We start from the raw sequence: 26,788 nt of genomic DNA on the forward strand, positions 1-26,788 counted from the left end.
GAGCGCGCTGCAACCTACCAGAGCTGGTAGTTGGGTGGACAAAGCTAACCGCCTAAACAGGCGGACAGCGGGCATCCGCCTTCTAGAGGTTAGCGGGCAATGTCGCTGGGTGCCCAGTCACCATCGGTAGACATGTGTGGAGACGTAAGCGTGCTTTTGGCGACAGTCGTCGAGGAGAAGGTGGACAGACTTGCCGGTCGGCACCTATGCCTTTTGAGACATTGGTGAGGCGGATGTGGCGCTGGATGGACGAGACCGCCGACCGTGACGTCGAGCACGTTGAGGGCGGTAAACAGGGTAATGATGCCGTGCTGATTGAAGTCATGCGTCAAGGCGCCGACGCGGCCGTTCTTAATTGGCAGGCGGGTTCGGGTGCGGTCGAGCCCCCCTTGGCCGGTGGGTCGACATACAGATCGAACATGTCCTTGAGTTTGTCGACCAATTTCGGTTGGCTGTAGAGCGTGAACCTGGCACCAACGGTGCGGCTGCGCCCGTGCCCTCCAAATGCGCCGCACCGGGTTAGTGCCGATATCAGCCGCCTTCGCCATCATGTCGGCTTTCCAGTGCGTCGTGTCGACTTGCGGGCGCTGACGAGCCAGCCGAGCGGGGGAATGCGCGAATGGCGGCACCTTGCCGCGCAAGAGCCTTTCGAAGCCTTTCTCGGCGAAACGTTCCTCGTAGCTCGTTCGAGACTCGGACGCCCATAACTGAAACGGAATACCTGTTCGAGACCCGTTCCTCATCGGAAACAACTAAAACACCGAGCACACGCCCTTAACACGAACAAACGAGTTACACCAATGTTTCGACGTGCAACTTACACAGATGCCAACGGCATGGCAAAGATCTACAATCAGGCGATGAAGCCCGGCATCTTTGCTATAAGTCAAATTGCTCCCGACACTCACAACGAACGAGTCGCCTGGCTGAAGGAACATCAAGATTCATATCCTGCGTTCGTCTATGAGATCGATCGTACAATGATCGGCTGGTGCTCATTGAGCAGATTTTCTGTGCGAGCCGAATATATGGATATCGCCGAGACATCGCGTTACATTGATGAAAGTCATCGCGGGAAGGGAATTGGAAAGTTGATGCACGCCAAATTGATTGAAGTTGCAACAATTCTTGGTTTTAGGATACTTGTTTCGCGTGTTGGGGAACGCAATGCTATGAGCCTAAGAAGTTCTGAACATTTCTTTCGGCGGGTCGTCGTTCTTCACGAGGCCGTGCGTATACACAATGAATGGCACAACGACGTATGGCTGTGGAAGAAATTACGCTGAATCGCATTCATCAACTTGTCTGCGTGATGGATGATCTTTGGGCCCTGTTAACCTTGGCAAATCAGCCTTGTTGTAATTTAGGACAACCCCCGAGACGGTGCAGAAGGGTGGTGAGGCACACTGGGGCGGCAAGGCCCCGCAGGTCGATATCGCCATTCCTGCCCTTGGTTACCAGAACCACGTCTTGATGGATCGCCGCAAATGGCTGGCTACGGATGCTTCCGCCTATGCCTAGGGGAAGGGCTGTGGCAGGGCCTGCCGGGTCGCTCTAATGACCGCCTATGCGGTAAGCTACCTGCAGCGCAAGCTTGGTGTCAGTCCAGCCACGACAGTAGCCTATTCCAGCTACTTGCGCCCGTTTCTGCGCTCGCTAGCGCTCAACTGCATCGACGACATCGCGCGGATAACGGCCCTCAATTTCATCCGATATATCGAAGAGCCATGCAGGCGACGGCAGCCCTGCTACGGCCGTGGCCTTCTGTTCGCGGCTCCGTTCGTTTCTGCGGTATCTCAGCGCCGAAGGCCTGGTCGCCAAAGACCTCTCTGCCTACGTTCCTTTGGTCAAGGCGCGGGGGCAGGTCGGGCTGCCCGCTTACCTGTGAAAAGCCCAGGTTCAGCAGGTGCTACAAGGTTGCGGACGAGCCACGGCCAAGGAGCGGCGGGACTATGCCGTACTGCTGCTTCTCGCCCGGCTCGGTCTGCGCGCTAACGAAGTGGCGCTTCTCACGCTAGACGATATTGACTGGCGAGCCGGGCAACTCCACGTGCAGGGCAAGGGACGCAAACGGGCGACCATGCCGCTCCCACCCGAAGTCGGCGAGGCCATCGCGGCTTACCTGCGCGACGGTCGTCCGATATCCGGGAGTCGCCGGGTTTTCCTTCGCTCGCACGCTCCGCACATCGGCTTTACCTCATCATACGCGGTGATCCATATCGCACGCTCCGCGATCAATGCAGCCAATATAACTGGCGTCGCGAATCGCGGATCCCACCTGTTTCGACATAGCCTGGCCACTGGACTCCTTGGTTCGGGGGCCACGCTGACCGAGATCGGCCAGGTCTTACGTCACCAAAACCACGATACGACACGCATCTATGCCAAGGTTGACCTGGCAAGCCTGCGGCGCCTGGCAACGCCATGGCCGGGAGCCGTGCAATGAGCCCGCTGTACATCGCCCTCGAGCGCTACATGGGCATGCGCCGCACGCTTGGCTTCAAGCTTTCGTCTCAGGGACAGATGCTACGCCGCTTCGTCGCGCACATGGATCAGCATGGAAACGCGATCATAACCAGCAAGCTCGCCATCGAATGGGTGAGCAAAGATGCCGGTCCAGCGTCCTGGCCCGGGCGCCTGTCCGCAGTTCGCGGGTTCGCCCGGTACGTGGCGATTACCGACCCGCGGACACAGGTCCCTCCGACGAGCGCGTTTCCGGAGCAACGGCGGCCCGCACCCTACCTCTATTCCAAGGCTGAAGTTCAACAGCTTCTTGCTGCGATGCTGGCCCTTCCACCCGCAGGCAACCTGCGTCGATGGACCTATTATTGCATCGTCGGCCTCCTCGCCGTGACCGGCATGAAGATTGGCGAGGCCCTGCGGCTTCATAGAGGTGATGTCGATCTCGACCAAGGGATACTGGTCATTCGCGACAGCAAATTCGGCAAGTCTCGCATCGTCCCCATTCATTCGTCGACGCTGACCGTGCTTAAGGATTATGCAGCACGGCGTGATAGCCAACCCTTGAGGTCCGCCGGCCGGCCATTTTTCACCGGCGAACGCGGCGGCCACGTGGGACTGACGTTGCGCTGATGGACAAGGCGGTGTGTAAAGAACCGTTCGATCAGCGGCGCGAGTTGGAGATCCTGCGTCATGACAGTGTCTCCCATCGCGCTTCGAGTCTTCGGGCAGCTTCCCCCATGAGTTCGGGGCAGGCCGACAGGTACCAATATGTGTCGCGAACACGGCCATGCCCCAGGTAGGTGGAAAGGACCGGAAGAAGTTGATCTACGTCCTTGTCGGCCCGATACCAGCGCAGCAGCGTAGCAACGGCAAAACCGTGCCTCAGGTCGTGCAGGCGGGGTCCTGTGCGAGCGCCGCGCGGTCGCAGGCCGATCTTTAGTGACACAGCACGGAAATCGGTGACGATATTGCGATAGTGCAGTCCACATCAAGCCGCCCGCACCTGCCGCGTCGCCGCCGCCAATACGCTTTGGCGGCGGCGCGTGTTGCCGGTGGAGGACGCGTCCCTTTTCCGCCTTCTCGAAATAAGAGATGCAGGCCGTGACCAAAAGAAAGGCGCTCTTGAGATTGGACACCATGACACCGTCCCATTCGGCGGGATCGAAGTCGACCAGCTAGTCTGTGGAAAGATGCCGGCATTGGCACAGAGAATGTCGATGCCGCCGAAGACTTCAGCCGATCTTTGCAGCGGCAATCTAAACCGAATGCCAGTCCCGAGATCTCATAGCACGGTTGCCAGGATAGCACCCGGCTTCGACAGTTCGTCGACAACCGCTTGCGCGTCATCCTTCCCACGGGTCGCGATCATCACCTTGACGCCTTGGCCGAAAACACGCGTGCCATGGCGCGGTCAATGCCGTGCGAGCCACCTGTAATCATCACATTTCCAAATCAAATAGGTCGTGAGCTAGACGGCTTTTATGGACGGCAGCGGCTGGACGAATTTGAAACGCGCGACACTCTGCCGGCCGTCAACACCGACGGGCACCTCGCCCTCGACGGTTGCGCGGCGAACGACGCGGCGCTGGTCGCCGTAATCCTTGGTTGCACAATGCATCGTGGCTCGGTTGTCCCAGATAGCGACATCGCCCTGGTTCCACTTCCAACGGACGGTGTTTTCCTGCGCGGCAATATGAGACTCAAATAGGTCGAATAGCCTCTGGCTGTCATATTTCGAGAACCCAGCAAATCCTGCTACATAGGAGCCTAGCACCAGTGTGCGCTCACCGGTTTCGGGGTGGACGCGTACGACGGGATGCTCCGTCTCGATCCTCGGTCCGGTAAGGCCCTCGGTATGAAACTTCTTGGAAGCTGAGGGGAAGCTGTGAACTGCCCAGAGGTCGTCGGCGAGCCGTTGCAGCGACTGCGGCAAGTCGAGATATGCGGTCGCCGTGTTTGACCACACCGTGTCGCCGCCGATTGGGGGGATTACGACGCCGCGCAGCACCGAAATTTTGGGATAGGCATCCATGCAGGACCAATCTATGTGCCACATATCAGACGGGAGATCTCCCCGTGCCGAATCAATGTCGAAAATCGACGTCGTTCCCTCCGGATATGGAGAAGGCTTCCCGAAACGAAGAGCAAAGCGTTCCTGCTCGGGATCGTCGAGATGACTCTGGTCACGGAAGAAGATGACCTTGTGTTCAAGCACCAAACCGTTTATCGCGGCGATGGTCCGGTCCGGCAAATCGGCCGACAGCTTGATGTTCCTGACTTCAGCGCCGATGCGCGGCGTGGATTTTACTATATCCGTATGCGGGATGAGATTGTCAATCAATTCTATACTCATCGCTGAATTCTCCTACGTTGCACTTTTCTCGTCATACACAGATATTTTACTGTGTAGCGACAGTCATGGCATTTGTAACCTGTTGTCTTCATATACTTCTGCTATCGTTTTCCTGTAGCTCTTGAGCCTCTTACAGAATGTCACTCCGAGGCTCGAACATCGGAGCCAAAGTTCTTGATCAGTGACACTCTCCCGATGCTGTACACAAACGTCTCCGCTTTGCTCCGAGCCGGCCACCGACAATCACGACTGACTTCTCTACCCCTTCATCCACAGAGAATTGCTCGTGCTTATCCTTGGTGGCTTGCGTCATTATGTTGGGTGCATCCTCGTCGCTAGATGGGTAGCGCTACATGTTTCGGGTGCGAACCGCACCTACCTCCATTGGTAGCTGATCTCACCCGAGCTAAATCGGCGACATTGGGCAAATCGTCTTGCCTCATAACGCTCCGACGCACAGCGCCTCCCGACGCATGTGACTTCCGACGCGTCAACGTGAAGAGTGTGCATTCGCGGCAATGATCTTCTTCAAACTGCATCTCCGAACGAACGCTGCTGTTGCCAGATATGTGACCCAAGGTCGGCCCGCCAGTCGTGGCGTGCCGATCAGCCCGTCAGACGCAAGCAGTATGGCGGCTGAGAAAGTCCGCATTATGCCGGATGACTTGGGTGGCGAGTGTCCGGCTTGGCGGGCGCCAAGGGCGAGGTACTTCGCAGGCCTCTCGGCTGTCTCGAGCCCTCGCCAGCGGCGGACTTCACCTCCAATCAGGTCGTCTCGTCTGATGGACCGCAATACCAGTCCGTCCGGAGCTTGGGCGCCGTCGCAAGTTGGGCAACGACTCGATGAGCAAGATCGAGTCGGGCAGCATCGGCGGGCCGCTCGGCGAGCCTGTTCGCGCCCGCACGAGGAACATGGTCCGAGTGTCTTGCGCGGTGCAATAGAGCTCGTAGATCGTACGCCTCCGGCGAGGGCCGCCTTGCGCGAGCATGGCACGGTAGGGAGGCTGCGCTCCTAAGGTCGTCCTTACGAGCGTAGTTAGCAGTACATCATGAGCCATGTGACGTTATTGAACGGGCCTGAGCGTCGTCGTTGGAGTGAAGAGGATCAGTGGCGGATACTGGCCGCGGCATTCGCGCCCGGGTCCACGGTGGCGGCGGTAGCGCGTCAGTACGATGTCGCGACCAGCCTGATCTATAAGTGGCGCCGCACGATGAGAGCCCGCGGGACGGGCTTTGCCGAAGTTGTCGTGGTTCCCGATGAACCTGTCGCCGCGTCGAGGCCGGCGGCGCCATCAGCGGTGATCGAGCTGGAGATCGCCGGCAAGGTGCGGCTGCGGATTCCGCTGACCACGCGACCGACACTGGCGGCGGCGATGGTGAAGGCGCTGGGCGTTTCATGATCCCGGTTCCGAGCCAGGTGCGGATCTGGTTGGCGGTCGGCCGGACCGATATGCGTCGCGGATGAAACGCCTTGCCCCTGCAGGTTCAGGAGACATTGGGCCTGGATCCGCACTTATGTGTCGGCCGAGATTATGTGGCGGAGCCGTTTTGGCGCCAGCCTTAGCCTGCCCAATCCGGAATCTTCCGCATCTCGACATCCGCGGCGGCATAGCGATGGGTGGTGGCGACTTGCGCGTGCCCGAGCCAGGTTTGAATCGTCAAGAGATCCACACCGGACTGAAGGAGCTTTATGGCGAGGGAGTATCGGAAAATGTGTGGCGATATGGGCTTATCGCGCAGGACCGGAATAATGGCCGCCGCGTTGGCGGCCGCTCGCCGCACGATATGGGTCGCTCCGAAACGCGTTAGGCAAGGTGGTCAGCGCTCGCGCCAGGTCGCGAGCAATGGGGATGACGCGATCTCTGCGCCCCTTGCCGTGCAACAGCACTTGTGGATGCTGCCGTTCTAGCTGAAGGTCGTTTGCGTTGACGCCGATGGCTTCCGAGACACGGGCGCCGGTCCGTGCCAGAAACAGACGTCGAGGAACCGGGTGAAGGATGACCAGCGGCGCAGCATGTAGTTGAAGGCCTTGCTCAGATCGTGTCCGCGCGAGAGCTTGTCGCGCGTCTCGATCATCCAGCGCTCGAGCTCGGTGACCAGCGGCACGCTCCGCTCCTGGCGCACGGCGTGCGTTGGGCCGGCGACAGGCCGTTTGATCTCGCGCTCGATAGAACAGGGCATCGATGCGCTTCACGGCTTCAATCGAGACCAGCAAGCTTGCGGGCGTCGGCAAAGCCGTTTTGCAGGCCCGTCGCCGAGAGCCGATTGCCACGAGAGTTGAGGAAAAAGGCCTGGTCGATGGGCGGATTTGCCTATCGAACAATGCAGCCGAGCGAGCCCTGCGTGGCATCGCAGTGACCGATTCATACTGCACCTCCTCTTCAAACGTCCGGAAACAGGGACTTTTGGGTTTCCATTTTGATGCGACACGGGCCTCTGTGACGCGGAAACTGGGTCACTTCATCCTTTTCCAGGTCCGTAGCTCGTATTTGGTGCGGCGCATCCGGCACCACTTGCTCGGTAGGAAGCACGCCCTCCTTGATCAGTCGGCGGACACGATGGGCAGTAACTCCAAGCTTTTTGGCGGCTTCGGTCAGCGTAAGCCACTCGCCATTTTTTTCGGCGGATCGGTACCCGTGGATTTTATGGACCGTGCGCAGTGCCCCGACACGGCGCCCTGTCCAGGTTTTTCCCTGTCCGGTCTGCATTCCCATCCGGTTGAGAGTGGCGGCAATGTCTGCGTCGGACCACCGAGTGGCCATAGAGCGCATGACCGCAAGGGCGGCCTCCGGCGTGCTCTGGCCATGTTCACCAGCTTTGGGTTTGCGGATACGCAGCTGGGAGTGTTGGCCACCTTTCCAATGAATCGTCAGAATGACTTCACGTTGCTCTTCATCGACGTCAGCGATGATATCAGACACAAGGGTGCGGAGGAGCTGCTGACGGCAACGCATGTCAACGTTAGGGGCGCGCCAAGCGGCCTCCAGGTCGGTGGCAATGCTGGCAAAATCGGGAACTGGGGTGACAAGATCGATTTGTCGCGCTTGGACCAATGCCGCTTCGTAGGCTTCCACGCGCCTGAGCGCTGCCTCCCAGCTCTTCTCAAGTTGGGCAGCGATCAGCCGGTTGTCAGGATCGCAAGCAGCATAGCGACGTTCAGCGAGAGATGCCTCGTATCGCGCTTGCTGCAAGTCCAGTTCCACCATGCGGTGTCGCTCTTCCAGACTATCCCGATGCGTCCGATCAGCTTCCATGGCGGCCTCGATCGCCATTGGCGTCACTGCCCTCAATATCTCCTTGCCGACAGCCGGATCTATGCGAGATGCGCCAAAAGTCATGCATCGTGGCTTGGCCAGCATCTGGTTGATGCGTTCGCAGCGGTAATAGGGATGACCCGGAGGCCGCCCCGAATAGACAACGCCCAACCGCCTTCCACATCGGCCGCAGGTGAGCAGGCCCGCGAGCAACGCACGGCCGCCCCGACCCGACTTGATGCCGCCTTTCTGTCCAAAGGCATTGACGGCGATATTGCTCTGGTTTCTCTCAAACTCACTCCAGCCGATATAACCTTCATGATGATCCTGGAGCAGCACTTCCCACGTTCCAAAAGGCTTGCTGTGGCCATAGCTTTTGCGAGCCCTGCCATCGACAATCTCGGTTCGCTTCTCGCTTTTACCATAGACATAGACCCCAGCGTAGAACGGGTTCTTCAGGATCGAAATGATGCTTCGATAGCGAACCGGTACCCAGTCGAACGACACAGTTTTGCGCCCGTCAGAAGGGCGGGGAAAATGGAAACTATCAGCCGTGAGCGAAATCAGCACCTGGCGAGCGCTGCCGAGCTCGCGAAAGCGCGAAAAGATGAGCCGGATCGCCTCCTGCACCCGCAAATCGGGATCAAGCCCAAGCCCATAGTCGCGGTGCCAGATATAGCCAATCGGAACACTGAGACGCAGCTCCCCCCGCCGCGCTTTGGCGCGAGCCGCGTCAAGCATGCGCGTTCGCAAAATGCCGAGCTCAAACTCGCTGATGCTGCCCTTCATGCCCAACAACAATCGATCGTTAGGCCGACAAGGATCGTACACTCCGTCGAGATCAATGACGCGCGCCTCAACCAGGCCGCACAGTTCCAAGAGATGGTGCCAATCCCGGCCGTTACGGGAAAGGCGCGATGCGTCGAGGCAGAGCACAGCGCCAATTTTGCCCGTGCACAGGCCGCTCACCAATCGTTCGAAACCAGGGCGGTCGACAGCGCCGCTGGCGCTACGACCAAGGTCATCGTCGATCACATCACGGAAACCCCAGCGGCGCGCAACATCGACAAGTTCATATTGTCGCCGCTGGCTCTCCAGGTTGTTCTGGACCTGCCCCGGGGTCGACTGTCGAACATAGACCACAGCCTTGCGCTTCAGCACCGTGGCTGGAAGGAGATTATTGCTCGTCATCGCTCGTCTCCTTCGCAGCGACGCCGGCCGCAGCAATCAGAAGGCTTGTCAGCCTGGCGACCACGGCGCTCCGTTCCGCATCGCTCAGACCTCGCATCTGCGGCGTATCGAACGGCATGCTCAGCTGCTGGGTCAGCATCGGTAGCGTTGAGGATGGTGGTAGGGCCTTCATGGCGCGCCTCCTGGATGGCAGTGAGTCCATCCGTCGAAGTCTGCCTGAAACCGCGCTGGGTAAGCAGACTATGAAGCTCCATCAGGCCAGCCACCGCAACCCGCGGTTCGCCCATGTCCATGCCGGAGCACAACGCCCGATCCAGCATCCACTCTGCAACCTGAATGATCTCACCCGGCCTGATCTCTACCCGGATGATCGAGCCATTAGCTCGGTCCTCGCGACCTTCATGCCGAAAACGGCCGCCATAATATGGATGCCAACGATAATGAAACTCTACCATCTGCCCGACATGGGCAGAATGAACCTGTGATGGCTCTCGGCAGAAAGTCCTGGCTGCTCTGCGGTTCCGATCGCGGCGGACAGCGCGCTGCCGTTCTCTACAGCCTGATCGCCAGCGCCAAGTTGAATGGCCTCGACCCTCAGGCCTGGCTCGCCGATATCCTGGCGCGTATCGCGCCCCACCCAGCACAGCGGATCGATGATTTGCTGCCATGGAATTGGCGATCCGCAAAACTGCGGACCCAACCAGCGGCGGCCTGATCATGCAGCGCAATAAGGTGCATCACGTCTCCACCGTCGAACGTGTCGCCAGCGACCTCGGCGTCGGCGAAGCGCTCATCCAGGACCTGACCCTCGGTCTCGAGCCCGAGGACGGCGTCATCTGGGTCTACGGCGCCAACGATGACGACGGGATCCTGGCCTTCACCGATGAAGGCATCGAGGAGGTCAAACTCCTCCTCGAAAAATATCATCGCGTCTCACCGTCGAAAGCTTGACCCAGCACCGGTTCTCAGGTGCTGATGGCCGCCGGATACGCACGCCTGCGGTCTTCACCCGATGGGTAAGGTAGATCTGGCTCTCCCGAGTGCGATGGGCCGGCGCAGGTTCTCCAGCCAGCGATAGCTCTCCTTCGTCTTGATCGGCGCGCGCGTGGCATTGAGGTGCCGCTCGAGCGCGAGCGTTCCATTCATGACCTCCGTTCGTGTCCACGCCGGCCCGTCAGACCGAGGTGTTCCCGGTGAGGGGCTGGTGAGGGTGAGGGCCACGCTCGAATGCATCAGCACCCCACAAGGTCAACACATTGGGCTGCCCGGCCTGTAGTGCCCGGCTTTACTAATTCTGATGAAGCCGAAACGTAGCCGGTTTTGCAACTGGCCAGCGAGAACGCCACCGTTTGAGAATACCATCGCCTCGTCGAAACGGGCCATGATAGACTTGCTTCGAATAGATTACAAAGCCCGTCGGCGGCAGCGTAGGATCACCCTTGGCGGGGGGAAATGGCGCGGATCGGCCCAAGTACTAACTCTTGCCTTACTTCGACGTTTGCTCCACATCCGACCCCCCTCGCGTCAGTTCCCGCTAGCACCTTGAGGCTCAGCGCGCTGGAGGCAAATGCGCGATCTGCGCTCCAAGTTCGTAATATCCCTCCCTGAGAGCCCTAAGAAAGGTATTCCGCACCGATGAGACGGGTAGGAACATCGCGTCGAGTGGCACCTCGCCACTAATATAGCGGGCAATCTCGCCCGCGAACACTGTGCCCGGTGCGATGCCCCGGCCGTTGAAACCCGTCACCGCAATCATGTTTTCGGCCGGCGCGTGAAGGCGGGGCAGATGGTCGCTTGTCATGCCGATTCGACCGTACCACTCGTGCTCAAATTCAATATCGCCAAGCTGCGGGAAAAGCGCTCGTATGCGTCGCCGCGCCCAGTTGCGGTGGATCCTTGTTCCGGTGCCGCGGAGGGCGCCGACGCTACCGATGATGAGGCGGCCGGCATCGTCTCTGCGAAAAGCGGTCATTGGAGTGCGGGTATCCCACGCGCCGTGGCCTTCGGGCAAGATCGTGCGGTGAATACTTGGCGCCATGGGCATAGTCGCGAAATGGAAGAAAGGTAGCACCACTTGCCCGCCGCGCAATTCGGGAAAAATCTGGGACGTATAAACATTGGTCGAGAGGAAAACCCATTTGGCCCGCGCGCTGCCACCTTCCGTGGCGAGACGCCAATCGTTACCCTCGCGAACGATGTGCTCGACTGGGCTCGCCGTGAAGATGCGAGCTCCGGACGCGATCGCAACTCTGGCGAGGCCGCGGACATAGGCAAGCGGTTGTATCGTTCCGGCGCGCAGATCAAGAAGGCTCGTGGGGAAAGCCGTAGTACCTGTCCTGAGATGGGTCTCATCCGCGCTGAGAATGTGCACTGGAGCCCCGAGGGCCTGCCATTGCCGAGCCCGCTCCGCGATCTCCGCAATGCCCTTTTTGCCGGTCCCACAATGGATCGTGCCTACACGCTTCACCTCACAGAGGATGTTGTGCTTGTCGATAATGTGAAAGACCCTGCGAGGCGAATCCCGCAACAATTCAAGCATCCGGTCGCCGTAAATCGGCCCCAGCGTCTCCTTTAGCACGGCCGGCATCATCCAAAGGCCCGCGTTGACCATACCGGTGCTTCGCCCCGCTGCTCCGGAACCGACCTGGGCTGCCTCAAGCACAACGGTTGCCAGCCCCCGCTCGGCCAGATGCAAAGCGGCCGCCAATCCAGTGTAACCGGCGCCCACGATAGCCACATCGGCGGCGACATCGCCTGCAAGCTTCTTTGTCTGCGGGGGCGGCGGAGCGGTTCTCTCCCAGAGCCCGTGCGACTGCCGATCGTTCAGCATACTCATCGCCTTAACCTTCTTCTTCCCCAACAGCTACAACTCGCCCCGTATTTTGCTCCGGCGAGCGTTCCACTATGCAGCGGTGATTCTGCGAAACAACCTGGTCGACTCGCGCACCTGTAGACAAAATTCGGTCGTGTCCAGCAGGATAAGGATTGGCCCTTCGCTTGCCGCAACGCGCGGGCGGTCGCGGCGAAATGGCCAGAGACGCGTGTCAGACGGCCGTCGCGTAGAAGCTTTTCCTCCTGCCAAGCGGCTTCCCTGCTGATGGCTATAGATTGGCATCTCTACGCATGATTTGCCATTCATTCGATGAATTTGATAGTTCGAGGATAATCCACTATATTGTTATAGCGCTGTGTAATTTCCTCGTCGACCTTTATGTCTTTTACTGCCATCATGCTGGCCCCGGCCCCGACGTTGCCATCATTCCAAATTGTTTTTGCGTTTGGGTTCAGAGAATGATTGGCTATCGACATAAAGCCGAACACAACGTACCCCGCTACAAGCTCCGCCCCTTGTCGTTGATTATGGCGGACAAAGTAGAACTCCAATAGTCCAGTTTGTTTTAACAGATTTACCGCTTCATAGTCGAACCCCCATGTTGGCGCGCGATCAATGAGATCTCCGGCCTTGAAAGGAACACCCGCGAATAAACCCCGACCTTTTCCTTCCACCTGCTTAATATAAACTGAGTTATCTCTATCGAATAACTTGTCTCTCATGTTTTGTCCTTGTTAGCTCTCAGGCCTGACCGTTTACACTAGGGAGCGGCGCGCCGATTGATCTTCCCAGCCATATCCGGAAATAGCTCTCAAGCATTCAATGGCGGAGTCGGCGGCCCATCAATCTCCCCATACGACGCCAGCTGTCTAATCGTAACCTCCTTCGCGGAACTGCTATCGAAAACCGGTACCGGCATTGCTCCATTATGGTCTACCCGACAGTGTGGCCCCTCACAGATGCCGAAAAAGGGTTGAAATTCGTCCACTTTCTACCGGAAGCGAAGGGTCTTAACCTCTATGAAACTCGACCCGAGCCGAATATACGGCGTGCACAATCTCGGTGCCACCTACCAATACAGATGGGTAATTTTTTGACCTATGTGATGTATTGCACCTAGCTGGATCTGATGAGACCAGTGCGCGAGCGTCTGGAGACTGGCGTGTTGATCTGTGATTCTTTATCTGCAACAGGTGTCGCTGTTCGCCCGCTATTTTGGCAAGTCGCCGGACTTGCTCGGGCGCGAGGACATTCGAACCTATCGGATCTATCTGGTCAACGAGAAGAATCTGGCACCCAGCGCGACTTGCTGCGCTGCGCCTTCTCTACAAGGTGACGCTGGAAAGTGACTGGGCGCTTGAAGAGGTCCTCCCGGCTGCCGATCATCCTCAGTCCCGAGGAAGTTCCTCGGTCCTCGGTTGCGCCCTCGACGTCAAACACCACGCCATCCTGACCACTTGCTATGCCGGCGACTTGCGCATCTGGGAAGCGGTTCGGCTGAAGCCTCCGGGCGATGACAGCCAGAGAATGGTCATCCGCGTCGAGCAGGCCAAAGGCCAGAAGGACCGCTACGTGATCCTGTCGCCCAAGCTGCTAGAGATCCTGCGCAACTATTGGAAGGTGCACCGGCCAAAGGCGTGGCTGTTCCCCGGCGATCGTGCCGACCAGCCGATTTCCAGGGATGCGGTGGGACACGCCTACGCAAAAGCGGGCGAACGCTCCGGCTTGTCCAGACACGCCTTGGAGGCCGGCGGGACGTGCGCACCATTCACTCTTGCTCGGTCACGGCAGCCTCGCGACCTCCGCCATTACCTGCGGATCGCCACCAACAAGGTCTGCGCCACGTCGAGACCTCGGCAAGCCAGTACAGCCATTGAGGGGGTTTTTCGACAAGGGAGAGTGTCGCGTCGGATCTGGGTTTTGACGGCTGGAATTTGGTATCGCCGCTCTCCTAACGGTTTAGTCATGTTTTCGCGATCGCAGCGCGTAGTGTCGGATGAATCAGGTCGTCAATGTTTTGATATTCGCCCTTTACGCGAGTCCGATTCGCATCAAACAGACTGCCCAGCGTCCCCATCGCGGCGTACCGTTCGCCGGCAATTTCAATTTCAAACTCTCCTGTCGACAGCCATTCGGCACTCACCCCCGTATCCGAGTGAAGGAATCCCATGCCGATACCGCAACCGACGGTGTGCCCGAAGGCAGCAGAGCGCAGATAGCCCACTAAGGTCCCATTTCGCCAGACAGGCTCTGTGCCGAACATCAGCGGTGCAGCTAAGGGAGCAGCCAGTTGGACAAGACGCCGGCGCGGCGCTCGCCCACGCTGGGTCTCTAGGGCCGCCCGCCCAATGAAGTCTGATCCCTTGTTCCAGGCAATCCTGAAACCCAGACCTGACTGGGGTGGCGTGTCTTCGTCTCCCAGGTCCGAGCCCCACTTACGATAGCCCCCTTCAAGGCGCAAGGATTCCAACGCTACGTAGCCAGCGTGACGCAAATCAAAATCCTGCCCAGCCACGACGAGGGCATCGTAAATCCCGAGAGCTTGCTCGACAGGAGTATGTAGCTCCCAACCAAGTTCCCCGACAAGAGTCATGCGGAACGCTAAGGCCAGGCCATAGCCTACCTCAATTTCGCGGGATGTCGCGAATGGAAATGCTTCGTTGGAGAAGTCAGCTGGACTTAAGCGTTTTAGGAGGTCCCTTGAACGTGGTCCCATCACTGACAGGGTCGCATAACCTGACGAGACATCTGCAATGGAGACGTGCCCAGCGCCCCGCGCATGCATTTTTAGCCAGGCAAGATCGCGGATACACTGCGAGGCAGATGTGACAACCAGAAACTCCTCTTCGCCTGTTCGGGCGATCGTGACGTCCGACTCGATGCCCCCCCGCTTGTTCAGCCATGGGGTATGGACGATTCGACCCAGCGGAGCGTCCACATCATTGGTCGACAGGCGCTGGAGGAATGCAAGGGCATCTTTACCCTGCACCAGCAGGTGCGCGAAGGAGGTCTGGTCGAACAGCGTCACCCCAGACCGGGTAGCTCGGTGTTCCTCGCCGCTCAACTTAAACCAGTCGTCACGACCAAACGTGCCATGCGAACTTTTTGGCGACCCTGGCACACCAAACCATTGTGCACGCTCCCACCCGGCGACCTCACCAAAATTCGCGCCAGCTTGAGCCAGCCGATTGTGAAGCGGCGACAAACGCACGTTTCTCGCCGTCTTTGCGGCCTTGTGCGGATATTTGAGCTCCCAGAGACTGCCGACCGCTTCAACAGTCCGGTCGTGCAGGTACCTACGATTTCGCTGGAATGGCATGGCTCGACGAACATCCATTCCCCAGAAATCGTTCGCGGGTTCGCCTGTCGACATCCACTCGGCGATAACTCTCCCGGCGCCGCCGGATGACTCGATACCGCAGGAGTTAAACCCTGTGGCCGTGTAGAGACCGGTGATTTCCGGCGCCGGCCCGAGCAGAAAGCGATTGTCCGGCGTAAAACTCTCCGGACCGTTGAAATTCAGTTGCAGTCCAACGTCTGCCAGAGCCGGCATGCGCTCGATGGCCGCGGAGAGATAAGGTTCGATGTGATCGAAATCTTCAGGTAGGAAGTGAAAGCTGAAGTCACTGGCGATCCCCTCCATTCCCCACGGCTTGGCGTCCGATTCAAAGAAACCCACCAGCAATTTGCCCGCGTCTGCCTTGACGTAAAACCGAGCGTCCATGTCGCGGACTGTAGGTAGCGCCTCAGGCAAGTTTGGAATCGACTCCGTAACGACGTAAAAATGCTCTGCCGCGTGGACCGGAATCGTCCAGTTTAGGTCCGCACCGATCCCTCGACTCCAAATTCCGGTGCAGATCACTGCCTTTTCGGCCCGCAGGGTCCCTCTTGCTGTTTCGATCCCGGTAAACTGGCCATTCCCGATGATAATCCGGGTGACCGGGGTTTGCTCGAGTATCGTCGCTCCACCATGTCGGGCGCCGACGGCGAAGGCGCGCGCAGTATCGATGGGATTTGTCATACCGTCAGAGGCGATCCATGCAGCCCCTAAAATGTCGCTGACGTCCAGCAATGGGATTCGTCGCTTGACCTCGGCCGCCTCGATCATCTCTACATCCAGTCTGAAGGAACGTCCCATCGAAGCGCTGCGCTTTAGCTCCTCCAGCCGTGTGGGTGTGGCCGCGACGGTGACCGAACCACTTTGCCTGAACCCCGTCGCCTGCCCAGTTAACTTCTCCAGATCCTGGAACAACTCGGCCGAGTACTGGGCGAGCTTAGCCATGTTCTCGTTTGCTCGAAGCTGCGTAACCAATCCTGCGGCATGCCATGTAGTGCCGCTAGTAAGCTGATCGCGTTCGAGCAGGAGGACGTCACTATGTCCCAGCTGTGTGAGGTGATAGGCAATCGAAAGGCCGATGATGCCGCCGCCGATGATCACGTACTCCACATGGGAAGGAAGTTTTTGCATCTCAAAACCTCACAAAAAACGCGCCAGTCTGTAGTGCCTGCGGAATCAACCGTCCGTTACACCGCGCCGTGTGCACGATCCCTCTTTTTCCTCTTAGTCAGAGCAGCAACCCAAGCCGATAGCTCCACGGAAGGGCTGGTCATCTGACTAACATGAGCCAGGCTGCGCCGTACCTAGTGGCACTAGTCAGAAGCATAATGCCTTCTCCGCAGCTAACGCACCCACACGTATTGGTAGGTGTTATGAGCTTGGGGACAAGCTAAGTTCGCACCGGGGGCATGTTCTTGAAATGAAAGTTCTTGAGCTTGTCCGGCAGAAGAAGCGCACCGCCTAAACGATTTGGGCCATGGTGCAGGAAGTTCGCGCCGAGAACAGGGGAGCCTCTTAGCTGAGCCAGGATCGCCCCCGGTCGGCAATATAGCCTCTACGGTCTTTACGGTAACACACCAGACGTGTCTCACTCGTCCCGGCCGGCCTCGGGATGTAGAACTTCGCCGTGCGGACTGTATCCACGGGTGATAGTGTGATACATGCCTGAGCTGCGTGACCGAAGCGTTGCTTACCGACTGCGGTAACGCGAAGAACCGCCGGGAAGCTCGATGGCTTGCGCGATCTGTCCCTTCGGGATGCCGTGCTGACCGCATAGCTGGCGTGGCAGCGTGTGCGGCCATCGATCGCCGTCACGCGAGGCTTGCCGGTTTTGCTCAGATGGCCGTCGACGGCGAAATGCGCCATGACTTTGCGCTCGCGCAGGTCCTTGATGAACTGGCGCACGTCATAGGCTTTGTCGGCGCCAAATGTGATGCGCCGTCGCGATGGTCTGCGATCCAACATGGCGAGAGCGGCATCACGCTCGCCTGTGCCCGTGGCTTGGGTAATGCCGCCATCGACCGCAAGCCCATGACGGTTCTCCATCAGCGCATGCCCCATATAGCACAGCTTCGCCGGCTGCCCGTCGCCCTTCTTATAGAGCCGCGCCTGCGGGTCGCTCGTGCTCTGATGTGTGTCATTGGAGCGCTTCTCCTTATGAAAGCCGCGCTCGGCGTTGCGACCCGCTCCATCCGGGTCGTTGTCGTTTCCGTCCTTACCACGGAAGCTCTTGATCGAAGCCCAGGCCTCGATCAGCGTCCCGTCCACCGAGAAGTGATCCGACGACAAAAGCCGCTTCACCCGTGGCTGAGCAAGCACCGCGCGCAGAAACTTTGCTGCAATCTCACCTTCCAGCAGCCGATCCCGGTTCTTGGTAAAGCTCGAATGATCCCAGGCCGGCTCGTCAACGCCGAGCCCCACGAACCATCGGAACAGAAGGTCAAGTTCCATCCGCTCCATCAATTGACGCTCCGAGCGAATGCCATAGAAGGCCTGCAACAGCAACCGTTCCGGCGCGATCGACGGGCGGCCGAACCCGGGCCGATAAAGCACCGCAAAATCGCCGTCCATCCCCACAAGAGCCGCGTTCACGATCTCCCGTATCACCCGCAGCGGATGGTCACGGCGAACGCGAGCCTCAAGATCGACATACGAAAACAGAGAACCTGTCCGTTCGTCTGAACCGCGCATCCAAAAATCCCCGATCATCCGGGAACCAGTGAATCACGCTCCAATCAACCGCGCCAGCACTTCTTCAACAGATGGGGTGATTGGGGTCTCGCCCGAGCCCAGATGCGGGCGGCTACTCCTGTCGGGATGTTAGAACGTGGTCGCCTTGGAGCGCCACAAACATCGGGAAGGAGCAGCCATGAAGTGTTTTGCTGGATTAGACGTATCTTTGGAAGAGACCGCGATTTGCGTCGTTGATGAGAGCAGTCGGATCGTGAAGGAAACACGAGCGGCGAGCGAATCACAGGCCTTGTCCAATGCGTTGCGGAAGCTCGATCTGCCGCTGGAGCGCATCGGCCTGGAAGCGTGCTCGCTGACGGCCTGGCTTCACGATGGATTGTGCGCCGAGGCCTGCCTGCGATCTGTATAGAGACGCGCCAGGCCAATGCGGCCATGAAGACGATGCCTAACAAAACCGATCGCAACGATGCGCGCGCGCTTGCGCAGATCATGCGCACGGGCTGGTATCGGCAGGTGCATGTGAAGAGCCGGCAATGCCGGTTGTGGCGCGCGCTGTTGGTGGCCCGCCGCACGGTGCTGAACGAGATGCGCAGCATAGAGAATGTTGTGCGCGCCATCCTGCGCGAGGCCGGTATCAAGCTCGGCACGCCCTCGCGCACCGCCTTTGCTGATCGCGTGCGCGAGCTGGTCGGCGCCGACGCCGAGGCGATGGTGATGGTCGAGCCGCTGCTTTCGATCCTCTGCTCCATGCTCAAGGAGTTCGCCCGCCTGACCAAGCAGGTTCTCGACATCGTCCGCAAGGAGGAAGTCGGTCGGCGACTGATGAGCGCGCCCGGCGTCGGGCCGATCACCGCGCTCGCCTTCCGCGCCACGATCGACCGGCCGGAGCGGTTCGGCTCCTCGCGGGCAGTGGGAGCGCATCTGGGCCTGACGCCAGCGCGATACCAGTCCGGTGAAACCGACATTCAGGGCAAGGTCAGCCGTTGCGGCGACGAACTCGCCCGCACCGCCCTCTACGAGGCAGCACATTCGCTACTCGTGCGCTCGAAGAAATGGTCGAGCTTGCGCGCCTGGGGCATGAACATCGCCAAACGTCGCGGCATGGCGCGCGCCCGCGTGGCGGTAGCCCGCAAGCTGGCCGTCATCCTGCATCGCATGTGGGCCGACGCAACCGAATTGCGCTTTGGAAAGGACGCCGCCGGCCCCACATTGGCATGAAATAGGACAAGGAACAAAAACGAACACAGACAGTGGTTCGCCCGAGAGGGTGATCCGGATCGTTCCCGTGGGGACGATGGGCAAGGCGATCTCGTTAGCAGGCACGATCCTGGGGGAATTCTCCAAGGTCGTTCAACAGATTGAGGCGCCTCTCTCTCCCTGACCCCATCATGCGGCGGCTCCGCGCCGACCGCGAAGAGAAGCGATGACCAGCGGGGCGACATGATCCGGAAAGAAGACGGGAAAAGCTTGACCTCACCGACCCCAATCAGAGAAGCCTGCTAGCTAGACAAGATGGATGAACCCGTACTCCTGGCAGGCCATTGTAGGCGACGCCGCTCTCTACGTTGCGCTGCATCGGCGCCCAGTTTCGCCATTGAAATTAGAGGCAGCGCGTCCCATTCGTCATTGCTTGGCGTTTTTGGTCAGACTCCTAGAAACTTGGAAGTCACATCCTTGCCCGCGATGCATCTCCGATTCGTGGCGGCTGGCATGGGTGTTGGCTGCCATCGCTAGGGTTGGTGTCGGGGCATAGGCGATTCTCTAACCCATTTTCGGCGATCGCAACATAGGCAACACAATAACAAGCAATCTATTATAACGTATGACGCAATAGGCGCAACATTCCTGACAGTTGACGTTTTATACATTGAATCACACAACCAGACTTCTTGACGTAGTTTTTTGTAAACAATCACAAATACTGCTCGAATTCACGTCAGATCTGCCGGAACTCGGTGATAGTGAGACCTTTTAACGAAGCAGTTGACGCGGCATTTGGCAGGACTCCTGGCGCATAAAGGGTTTTGGCGCGGGCAAGAAGTTCGACGGCCGCAAGCACCGGATTGCGGTCGAGGCCGAGTGCGGCTTTCGATCGTCAAACTTGACGCTGATCGACATCGCCGGCGCACGGGCCACCGCAAGCGCTGACCCTGGTTCAAGAATGTTCGTCGAGGTGATCGGCTCGAGCTCATGGCAAGGCCTCATCTCGACCTCCTGCCCAGTCCATCGCCGACCCGACAACTAACAGCGCTTCTAATGCCGCCACGCCGCTGGGTGGTTGACGCACCTTCGGCTGGGTGCCCGGCGGCGACGCCTGGTGAGCTACTTCGAGCAGAGGATCGACGTCTCCCAGGCCGTGATCCTCGTCGCATTGCAAAGCACCCACATCGTCAGATTCAAGACCGACTCAGGCGTCTTCGCTGACTAATGGGGGTGCAAAACACGTTCAACATCGCACTAAATCTATGCAACAAAAATTATCGCAACGTATACTTATCATTTCCCATATTGCGCGCGCATAACAATAACAAAATACACTGTAACGGTAAAATAATCTACCAGAAAGAAATCAGATGCTAAAGATGTACAGATTCAGGTCTACCTCGGAAGGCCGCGCAGAACGTATGCCCTATACCCCCGGCGGGGGTGCCCTTATAAGAACATCTGCAAACGATTGCGAAGGAGAGACTGTGAAAGACCGACTGATCAGCAGTTTCGATGAGACACCTCCCCTCTCTCCAAGAGAGAAAGAGTGTATGTTGTGGACGGCGAAGGGCAAATCATCATGGGAGATCGGACAAATTTTGGGTATATCAGCGAATACCGTCAATTTTCACATAAAGAACGCAATGAAGAAGCTTGATACTGTCAGCCGAACCTCTGCAGCTATCAAGTCTATAAAAACTGGAATTATCGATTTTTAGATATTTGGATAAAACTTTCCTGCGCAGTGCTATGCTTGGTCGCGGCTGTTTCTGTTTGTAGAGCATGGCTCTCTTACCAATCGTGCACTTTAACGTTGTGGCAGGAATTTTCTCGAAGCTGAATCTGACCGGTCGGCGCGTGCACCAAGTTAGTTCGGAAAATCGGAAGTCAGCAGCGGTCTACTACCACCGACGCCATGACGTGCAATATATCTGCGAGCAAGGAGACCTTTGCCACTAACGTCTGCGTTGCTCCTATCTTTGCCTAGTCACCTCGCGATGCGTGTTCGGCCGCATTCCGATGCGAGCCCCCAACTCTCAGGAAGATCCGGCAACAATAGCCTGTGGGCTCACCGTCGTTGTGCTCTCATCGGCCTGTGATCAAGCAGACAGAGATACCCTTCTACGTCAACCGCGCACCAGGCAGTGACGCGACAGATGGTCGGCAACTGTGTCTGCGATGGGCTGCACCTAAGTGCGTCCGGCAGAGGTCCAACGTCAGGTCCACCAGAGAACAAGATCCGGCCGCGCAAATCCTAAAAAGCTGTTCAGCACCAGACGACGCTTTCCGTTGCCTGCTTGACCGGTAACCCCGTGAACGAAACCGCCATCGATCAGGGCGATATCCCCGGCCTTGAGCTGGAACTCGCGACAAGGCACGGGCTCGAGATAAGCTGCCGAATAGGGATATCCTGTGGTCTCGACACCTTGCGACTTTCGATCCGCGACTGTCGGCTTGTGACTCCAGAGCCGCAGATTGCCACCTTCGTCGGACATGCTGGGGTAGAAGTTGAGCGCTGCGACGATGTTGTGCGCCACCGCAGAAAGCTCGTAATCGTTCCCGGCACGTAACACTTGAGCGACATCGTCGTGAGGGTCCAAGGAGAACGTGCCGCTGCCAGACCAGCTGAGACCGCGACAAACATTGGCCTTGCCATGTTCTGAACTGGCCAGCCGCAATTCAACGCCCTGTTTGTGAAGCTCGCGCTTCAACGCGTCGAATAGGGCTCGGACCGGGTCAACTAAATTGCCAAAAAGGGCGTCAACCTGCGGCCTCGCATTTTCCGCCTCCTTGAAATAGGTGGCTGCATCCTTCCTGTAGTGGGATGCGCCGACAAATTGTCCGGGGACGCCATCTTTGCGCTCCTTGAGACCGGAGCTGCCAACAAAGTTCGTGGTGATCTCCTGGGCTACTTCGGTGCTGAAAGCTTGGCTGATGTGCAGTGCCGTGGTCTCACCCTTCAGGACCGAGATGATCTCCGCAGTGCTGATCGACCCGGTTCGTGCTTTGATCGTAAGGGGCGAGATGGCCGGCGTTTGAGGTACTTGGTTAGTCGCCATTGGTTTTCTCCTGTAGTGCCTGATCGAGGATGGCAATGCCCTCATCCAGTTCGTCATCTGAGATGGTTATCGGCGGAAGGACTTTGATGACGTCGCGATTTGGCCCCGAGGATTCGATCAGCAGGCCGTTTTCGAACGCGACATCGTGCACACGGCCAACATCGGCCGGTGAACGGCACTTGAGGCCGGCCATCAGACCACGGCCGCGCTTTTGTTCGATGCACTTGGGGAACTGCGCAACCAGGCGATCAAGGTGTTCTTGAAGTTTGACGGCCGTCCGCTCGACGGCTGTAGTAAAGAGCCTATCGGACCACATTTTGCACATGGCCGCGGAAGTCACGAAGGCGAGATTATTGCCTCTGAAGGTCCCGCTGTGTTCTCCCGGATTCCATATGTCCATGTCGGGGCGAATCAGAACTATGGACAGCGGATTACCTGAACCGCTTAGGGATTTGGAAAGGGTCACAATATCGGGTTCGATTTTCGCGAACTCGAACGAGAAGAAATCGCCCGTTCGTCCCGAACCTGCCTGAATGTCATCCACGATGAAAACAACGCCGTGCTTACGGCAAATGCGCTGAATTGCTGAGAGCCAAGGTGCGGATGCGGTGTTCATGCCGCCTTCTGCCTGGATGGGCTCCAGGATGATTGCGGCCGGCTTTTCTATCCCGCTGCCTGGGTCGCCCAACACGTGATCGATGTAACTCGCGGAATCGAAAGTTTGATTCGGATAGTTCTCGTAAGGGACACGGATCACATCGTGGCGAGCAACGCCGCCAAGCTGTCTGGTTGACGCTGAACCCGACACCGCTAAGGAGCCGAGTGACATGCCATGGTACGAATTTGTGAAGGCCATGACACTCGAGCGGCCGGTATATTTTCGCGCCAGCGCCAACGCCGCTTCGTTAGCGTTTGTCCCGGTCGGCCCAGGAAACTGTATCTTGTAAGAAAGGCCCCGGGGCTTCAGGATCGACTCGACAAACGCTTCGATGAAATCACGCTTTGCGGCTGTATACATATCAAGCGACAAAACTATATTTTTATCGACTAGGTATTTAATTGCCGGCTCTACAATATCTGGATTGTTATGGCCGTAGTTGAGCGCACCTGATCCAACAATGAAATCAATAAAAGATTTGCCTTCCTCGTCCCATATTGTCGCCCCAAGAGACTTAGTAAATACCGTTGGAAAGGATCGTCCATAGCGACGAACGTTAGACTCGTAAGCTTCGAACATGTCAATGTCCATCAAAGATCCTCTCTGTATTCGGCTTGCGGTCAAAGCTGCGGGTTCGATATCTACGCATCCAAAACCATTGAGTCGGACAACCATCCACGGCAAATCGCGGCTTAAAGCGAACGTATCATTGTCAGCGACTTGCATTCGCAAAGACTCTGTAAATTTGTTTGACGAATCTGTTTCAGCGCTTTGGTATCGATAGCGTGACAGTCAGTACCCGCCTTTGCGGCGACGCTATCGGCGGCGTTGTTGGCGGGGGTAACCGACACAATCGCACCGGTTTTTCCAGCATGACTGCAACCACGAGGCTTGGTATTTCTCTACGTCGGCCGTGACGGGATCCTTGCCGACGAGTGGCTGTGACAGATAGCGATTTCTCCAGCGATGTGACGGCGAGACCGGTGCTCGCTCGAGTTTTGTCCTGGAACGCGGACGAGCCAGACTGCGATTCGCGACAGAACTGGAACTGACCGCGGCTTCTAATCGTGGCCGTGGCCGCCGTGGCGGTGATTGCGCTGTTCGCTGGGCGGCGCGTTGGCCCACCCCTTGGCTTCACGGCATTTACAATGCCTCAATCCGTCCTCGCGAGGTGACGGCCGCACTGCAGGCCACCGCCCGAGCAGGCGAGTGGTATTCGGCACCCACGAGCTCACGCAGACGGCGCCTGCTTCGAGAAGGCGCGATCGAAGCGGTTATCGACAACCCCGGTGTTCGCCATCGCACCATGTGGTGACGACGGCGCGGCTTTTGGAGCCGCAGCACGACTGAGAGTTCCCACCCGGTGCACATTCATATGATCGAAAACGCTGGCTCAGGCGACCACACCGGCGATTTGTCCGATGCCGCTTTGTGCGCCAGGTTTCACTCTGTCCGACATCTTGACAATTGTTGGATGTCAGACAGGGCGCCAATCCGCTAATCCGTTTTTTTTATCCACTTTTTCTTCTCTGGCACGCGAAGGTTATGTGTGGGACCGGCCGCGCGCCAAGGAAGCCATCCGGCAGACGGCCAGGCTGGCACACGCGGCCGGCCGCGAAGTGTCCATGACACTCTCCGATCTCTGCGTCGACCGCTACCGCGACGAGTTCCTCGATCTGACGCGTTCAGGCACGGTCGACAGCGTTTTTGCCAACAGCCACGAGATCAAGTCGCTTTACCAGACCTCGTCATTCGACGGGGCGGTGGCGCAGATCCGCAAGAATTGCAAGATCGCGGCGGTGAACTCGTGCGCGGTGACGAGACGGTGGTCATTAAAGGCAACCGCCATCAAGGAGCTTGTCGACACGACGGGCGCCGGCGACCTCTACGCCGCCGGTTTCCTGCATGGTTATACACAGGGACGCGACCTCCAGACCTGCGGCGATCTTGGCTCACTGGCGGCCGGATTGGTGATCCAGCAGATCGGCCCAAGGCCACGGCAGAACCTGCGCAAAGAGGCCGAGCAGGCGGGGTTGCTTTAGGCATCTCGAAGACTCGGCCCAACCGACGTTGTCATTGGCGCGAAGACCGAAGCACGCTAGGCGGGCGACAGCAATATTGCGCTTTGTCGACTCCGCGACATTAAGTATCCAGCCTCATCTTCTCTGCTGCATTCCCGTTAAACCGTTGAAATAAATGTCGCAAAAATCTTATCGGCAGCTGCCTTCGCGTTGGCACGAATTTTGATCTTCTGGTCTTGAGACAAGGAATTGCCGAAAGGCACTTGATAACGCGGAGCGAACTGGAACGAAGGTAGCAAGCGAACTTGTCAGGTCAGCATCAGATACTGCGCCCATAAGGAGGCGTCGAGTGGTACCGGAGGAGTTTGCGCCGAGATGATTGCTGCGATTTACGTGAGATCCCTATCGCACCAGCTCGGATCGTGCCGGCTGGGTCTGCTTGGCCGACCTGATCGAGCAGCTGATCCGGCGTCGCCATCGTGGCCGCCAACGACCCGCTTATGGTGTCTTTGGGTAGATCTTCGTTCCCAGGGCGCACCAAATTGCCAATCGGACGCTGGCCGTGAGGGAAATGTCCGGTGGCATTGACAGAGGCTAGGGCAGGCGTAGCAAAGCGGCGATTGCGAGCGAGCTGCGTGACGACCGGCGTTGAATGCTCCATTGATGTAGGACGCAGATGAAGCCGTTAATCCTGATCTGTTCGCAGGATGCCGAGTTCTACCTGTTCTTCAGCCACGTCCTGGAGGTAGACGGCTTCGCAACCGTGCTGGCCGGTGGCGTCGAGGACGCGATCCGGCAGACGACTGAGTGCGAGCCGCAGGCTGTTGTCCTGGACTGCCAACCGGCTACCGCTACGGGCCCGGGGATCTGCGCCCGGCTGAAAGGCGAGATGCAAACCGACGCACTGCCCGTGATCGCCCTTATCGCATCCGGCGCCGAGCACCAACAGCTCGATCTGCTCAAAGCCGGCATTGACGAAACTTTTCTGCGGCCCTTCGCGCCGGCTAAATTGCTCGCGTATCTGGGCGGGAAACTGCGGACTCGCCTATTCCCCAACGGCGGGAACGACGAGGCGCTGAGCTGCGGGCAGCTTCATATGGAGCCCAGAAGCCGTCGGGTACACTGCAGTGGCCAGCAGCTCCATCTTGGCCCACTCGAATTCAACATGCTGCGCCACCTGATGGAAAACCCTGGCAAGGTATGCAGTCGCGACGAACTGGTTAGCGCCGCTTGGCCGGCAAAAATCTATGTTGGCCCGCGCACAGTTGACGTCCATGTCAGCCGACTGAGAAAGGCGCTCTCCCCCCACAGCGTCATCCGAACCATACGCTCGGGCGGTTACGCGCTCGAAGAGCAGGAAATCTGAAATGACGATCGTGGCACGTGGTGTAGGAGCTCGGCCGAGCAAAAGCTGCTCGCGAGGGCGCCCTCACAATAGCGCTGAAGCGAGCGGGCGGCTTTGCGGTGTCGTGGACGCTGCCGGTAAAGTTTGGGGCGATATAACCCTCTTGACTTGTGACTACCGCGATCGACGCAATAACGATCCCGTGCGCTTGGGGAGAATACCCCTCATGCCGAACTCTTGGGTGGAATGATCTGGTGGAAGCAATCAGTCGGCCCTTTCAGACGAAATGGAGGCCATCACCCTTCCCGCGCATAGGGTTCAAACGGCATCACATTACGACTCAGTTAGATGAGCAAATCCGACCGCACGCTGTTAGA

The 26,788-nt window shown here is 58.3% G+C and carries 20 protein-coding genes and 6 pseudogenes; 14 read left to right on the forward strand and 12 right to left on the reverse strand.

What is annotated here, in order from left to right; genetic code table 11:
* Nucleotides 1-245 precede the first annotated feature (245 nt).
* The 5 genes and pseudogenes from O7A05_RS07205 (at nucleotide 246) to O7A05_RS07225 (ending at nucleotide 3,093) form a co-directional block, all read left to right on the forward strand.
* Nucleotides 246-458, forward strand: a complete 213-nt coding sequence (locus O7A05_RS07205; protein ID WP_337092284.1) for a hypothetical protein — start codon at nucleotides 246-248, stop codon at nucleotides 456-458.
* Nucleotides 459-800: 342 nt separating this feature from the next.
* A complete protein-coding gene (locus tag O7A05_RS07210; protein ID WP_337092285.1) occupies nucleotides 801-1,286 on the forward strand; it encodes a GNAT family N-acetyltransferase in 486 nt (161 codons plus the stop codon).
* Between the two features lie 97 nt (nucleotides 1,287-1,383).
* A complete protein-coding gene (locus tag O7A05_RS07215) occupies nucleotides 1,384-1,521 on the forward strand; it encodes a hypothetical protein (protein WP_337092286.1) in 138 nt (45 codons plus the stop codon).
* Nucleotides 1,522-1,903: 382 nt separating this feature from the next.
* Nucleotides 1,904-2,446: pseudogene (locus O7A05_RS07220) on the forward strand (tyrosine-type recombinase/integrase); the annotation flags it as partial.
* A complete protein-coding gene (locus O7A05_RS07225; protein ID WP_337092287.1) occupies nucleotides 2,443-3,093 on the forward strand; it encodes a tyrosine-type recombinase/integrase in 651 nt (216 codons plus the stop codon). The pseudogene O7A05_RS07220 and the gene O7A05_RS07225, both read left to right, overlap by 4 nt.
* A gap of 838 nt (nucleotides 3,094-3,931) precedes the next feature.
* Here O7A05_RS07225 and O7A05_RS07230 read toward each other — a convergent pair.
* On the reverse strand, nucleotides 3,932-4,816 hold the full coding sequence (locus O7A05_RS07230; RefSeq protein WP_337092288.1) for a TauD/TfdA dioxygenase family protein: 885 nt from the start codon (nucleotides 4,814-4,816) through the stop codon (nucleotides 3,932-3,934).
* 1,049 nt (nucleotides 4,817-5,865) lie between these two features.
* On the opposite strand from O7A05_RS07230, the gene tnpA reads away from it, so the two are divergent.
* Entirely contained in the window at nucleotides 5,866-6,216 is a 351-nt protein-coding gene (gene tnpA, locus O7A05_RS07235) for an IS66-like element accessory protein TnpA (RefSeq protein WP_337092289.1), read from the forward strand.
* A gap of 160 nt (nucleotides 6,217-6,376) precedes the next feature.
* Here the strand turns inward: tnpA and O7A05_RS07240 are convergent, their stop codons facing one another.
* The 4 genes and pseudogenes from O7A05_RS07240 to O7A05_RS07260 form a co-directional block, all read right to left on the reverse strand.
* Nucleotides 6,377-6,598, reverse strand: a complete 222-nt coding sequence (locus tag O7A05_RS07240) for a tyrosine-type recombinase/integrase (RefSeq protein WP_337092290.1) — start codon at nucleotides 6,596-6,598, stop codon at nucleotides 6,377-6,379.
* A gap of 195 nt (nucleotides 6,599-6,793) precedes the next feature.
* Nucleotides 6,794-7,025, reverse strand: a pseudogene (locus tag O7A05_RS07250) (IS66 family transposase); the annotation flags it as partial.
* Between the two features lie 172 nt (nucleotides 7,026-7,197).
* Nucleotides 7,198-9,261: a recombinase family protein gene (locus tag O7A05_RS07255; protein WP_337092291.1), complete on the reverse strand. Its 2,064-nt coding sequence runs from the start codon at nucleotides 9,259-9,261 to the stop codon at nucleotides 7,198-7,200.
* Nucleotides 9,248-9,433, reverse strand: a complete 186-nt coding sequence (locus O7A05_RS07260) for a hypothetical protein (protein ID WP_337092292.1) — start codon at nucleotides 9,431-9,433, stop codon at nucleotides 9,248-9,250. The genes O7A05_RS07255 and O7A05_RS07260 overlap by 14 nt, the downstream gene beginning before the upstream one ends.
* On the opposite strand from O7A05_RS07260, the gene O7A05_RS07265 reads away from it, so the two are divergent.
* The 3 genes and pseudogenes from O7A05_RS07265 (at nucleotide 9,432) to O7A05_RS07275 (ending at nucleotide 10,212) form a co-directional block, all read left to right on the forward strand.
* The gene (locus O7A05_RS07265) at nucleotides 9,432-9,746 is read left to right on the forward strand and encodes a hypothetical protein (protein ID WP_337092293.1); all 315 of its coding nucleotides are present in this window, start codon (nucleotides 9,432-9,434) and stop codon (nucleotides 9,744-9,746) included. The genes O7A05_RS07260 and O7A05_RS07265 overlap by 2 nt on opposite strands.
* Nucleotides 9,746-9,976 (forward strand): annotated as a pseudogene (locus tag O7A05_RS07270) (transposase domain-containing protein); the annotation flags it as partial. The gene O7A05_RS07265 and the pseudogene O7A05_RS07270, both read left to right, overlap by 1 nt.
* A gap of 2 nt (nucleotides 9,977-9,978) precedes the next feature.
* The gene (locus O7A05_RS07275) at nucleotides 9,979-10,212 is read left to right on the forward strand and encodes a hypothetical protein (RefSeq protein WP_337092294.1); all 234 of its coding nucleotides are present in this window, start codon (nucleotides 9,979-9,981) and stop codon (nucleotides 10,210-10,212) included.
* A 54-nt stretch (nucleotides 10,213-10,266) separates the two neighbouring features.
* On the opposite strand, the gene O7A05_RS07280 is transcribed toward O7A05_RS07275, so the two are convergent.
* The 3 genes from O7A05_RS07280 to O7A05_RS07290 all read right to left on the reverse strand — a co-directional run bounded on the left by O7A05_RS07280 (nucleotide 10,267) and on the right by O7A05_RS07290 (nucleotide 12,816).
* On the reverse strand, nucleotides 10,267-10,407 hold the full coding sequence (locus O7A05_RS07280; RefSeq protein ID WP_337092295.1) for a hypothetical protein: 141 nt from the start codon (nucleotides 10,405-10,407) through the stop codon (nucleotides 10,267-10,269).
* 403 nt (nucleotides 10,408-10,810) lie between these two features.
* Complete coding sequence (locus O7A05_RS07285) at nucleotides 10,811-12,091, reverse strand: NAD(P)/FAD-dependent oxidoreductase (protein ID WP_337092449.1); 1,281 nt, start codon at nucleotides 12,089-12,091, stop codon at nucleotides 10,811-10,813.
* Between the two features lie 305 nt (nucleotides 12,092-12,396).
* Complete coding sequence (locus O7A05_RS07290) at nucleotides 12,397-12,816, reverse strand: SET domain-containing protein-lysine N-methyltransferase (protein WP_337092296.1); 420 nt, start codon at nucleotides 12,814-12,816, stop codon at nucleotides 12,397-12,399.
* 459 nt (nucleotides 12,817-13,275) lie between these two features.
* On the opposite strand from O7A05_RS07290, the pseudogene O7A05_RS34360 reads away from it, so the two are divergent.
* A pseudogene (locus O7A05_RS34360) lies at nucleotides 13,276-13,948 on the forward strand (tyrosine-type recombinase/integrase); the annotation flags it as partial.
* A gap of 109 nt (nucleotides 13,949-14,057) precedes the next feature.
* Here the strand turns inward: O7A05_RS34360 and O7A05_RS07305 are convergent.
* Nucleotides 14,058-16,562: a GcvT family protein gene (locus O7A05_RS07305; protein WP_337092298.1), complete on the reverse strand. Its 2,505-nt coding sequence runs from the start codon at nucleotides 16,560-16,562 to the stop codon at nucleotides 14,058-14,060.
* A gap of 384 nt (nucleotides 16,563-16,946) precedes the next feature.
* A complete protein-coding gene (locus tag O7A05_RS07310) occupies nucleotides 16,947-18,122 on the reverse strand; it encodes an IS5 family transposase (protein WP_415926967.1) in 1,176 nt (391 codons plus the stop codon).
* Between the two features lie 178 nt (nucleotides 18,123-18,300).
* Between O7A05_RS07310 and O7A05_RS07315 the strand changes: the two are divergent.
* Together O7A05_RS07315 and O7A05_RS34365 are read left to right on the forward strand one after the other, a co-directional pair.
* A pseudogene (locus O7A05_RS07315) lies at nucleotides 18,301-19,340 on the forward strand (IS110 family RNA-guided transposase).
* Between the two features lie 1,406 nt (nucleotides 19,341-20,746).
* Nucleotides 20,747-21,046 (forward strand): helix-turn-helix transcriptional regulator, encoded by a 300-nt coding sequence (locus O7A05_RS34365; RefSeq protein WP_415926968.1) that lies wholly within the window; start codon nucleotides 20,747-20,749, stop codon nucleotides 21,044-21,046.
* A 498-nt stretch (nucleotides 21,047-21,544) separates the two neighbouring features.
* Here O7A05_RS34365 and O7A05_RS07325 read toward each other — a convergent pair whose 3' ends face one another.
* Nucleotides 21,545-22,387, reverse strand: a complete 843-nt coding sequence (locus O7A05_RS07325; RefSeq protein ID WP_337092299.1) for a 2OG-Fe(II)-dependent halogenase WelO5 family protein — start codon at nucleotides 22,385-22,387, stop codon at nucleotides 21,545-21,547.
* On the reverse strand, nucleotides 22,377-23,636 hold the full coding sequence (gene ectB, locus O7A05_RS07330) for a diaminobutyrate--2-oxoglutarate transaminase (RefSeq protein ID WP_337092300.1): 1,260 nt from the start codon (nucleotides 23,634-23,636) through the stop codon (nucleotides 22,377-22,379). Before ectB ends, O7A05_RS07325 begins: the two co-directional genes overlap by 11 nt.
* A 947-nt stretch (nucleotides 23,637-24,583) precedes the next feature.
* On the opposite strand from ectB, the pseudogene O7A05_RS07335 reads away from it, so the two are divergent.
* A pseudogene (locus tag O7A05_RS07335) lies at nucleotides 24,584-25,087 on the forward strand (PfkB family carbohydrate kinase); the annotation flags it as partial.
* Nucleotides 25,088-25,742: 655 nt separating this feature from the next.
* Nucleotides 25,743-26,432 carry a response regulator transcription factor gene (locus O7A05_RS07340; protein ID WP_337092301.1) on the forward strand — a complete coding sequence of 230 codons (690 nt, stop codon included), beginning with the start codon at nucleotides 25,743-25,745 and terminating at the stop codon, nucleotides 26,430-26,432.
* Nucleotides 26,433-26,788: the final 356 nt, after the last annotated feature.

The sequence above is a fragment of the Mesorhizobium argentiipisi (SeqCode) genome (assembly GCF_037179585.1).
Taxonomy (GTDB): Bacteria; Pseudomonadota; Alphaproteobacteria; order Rhizobiales; family Rhizobiaceae; genus Mesorhizobium; species Mesorhizobium argentiipisi.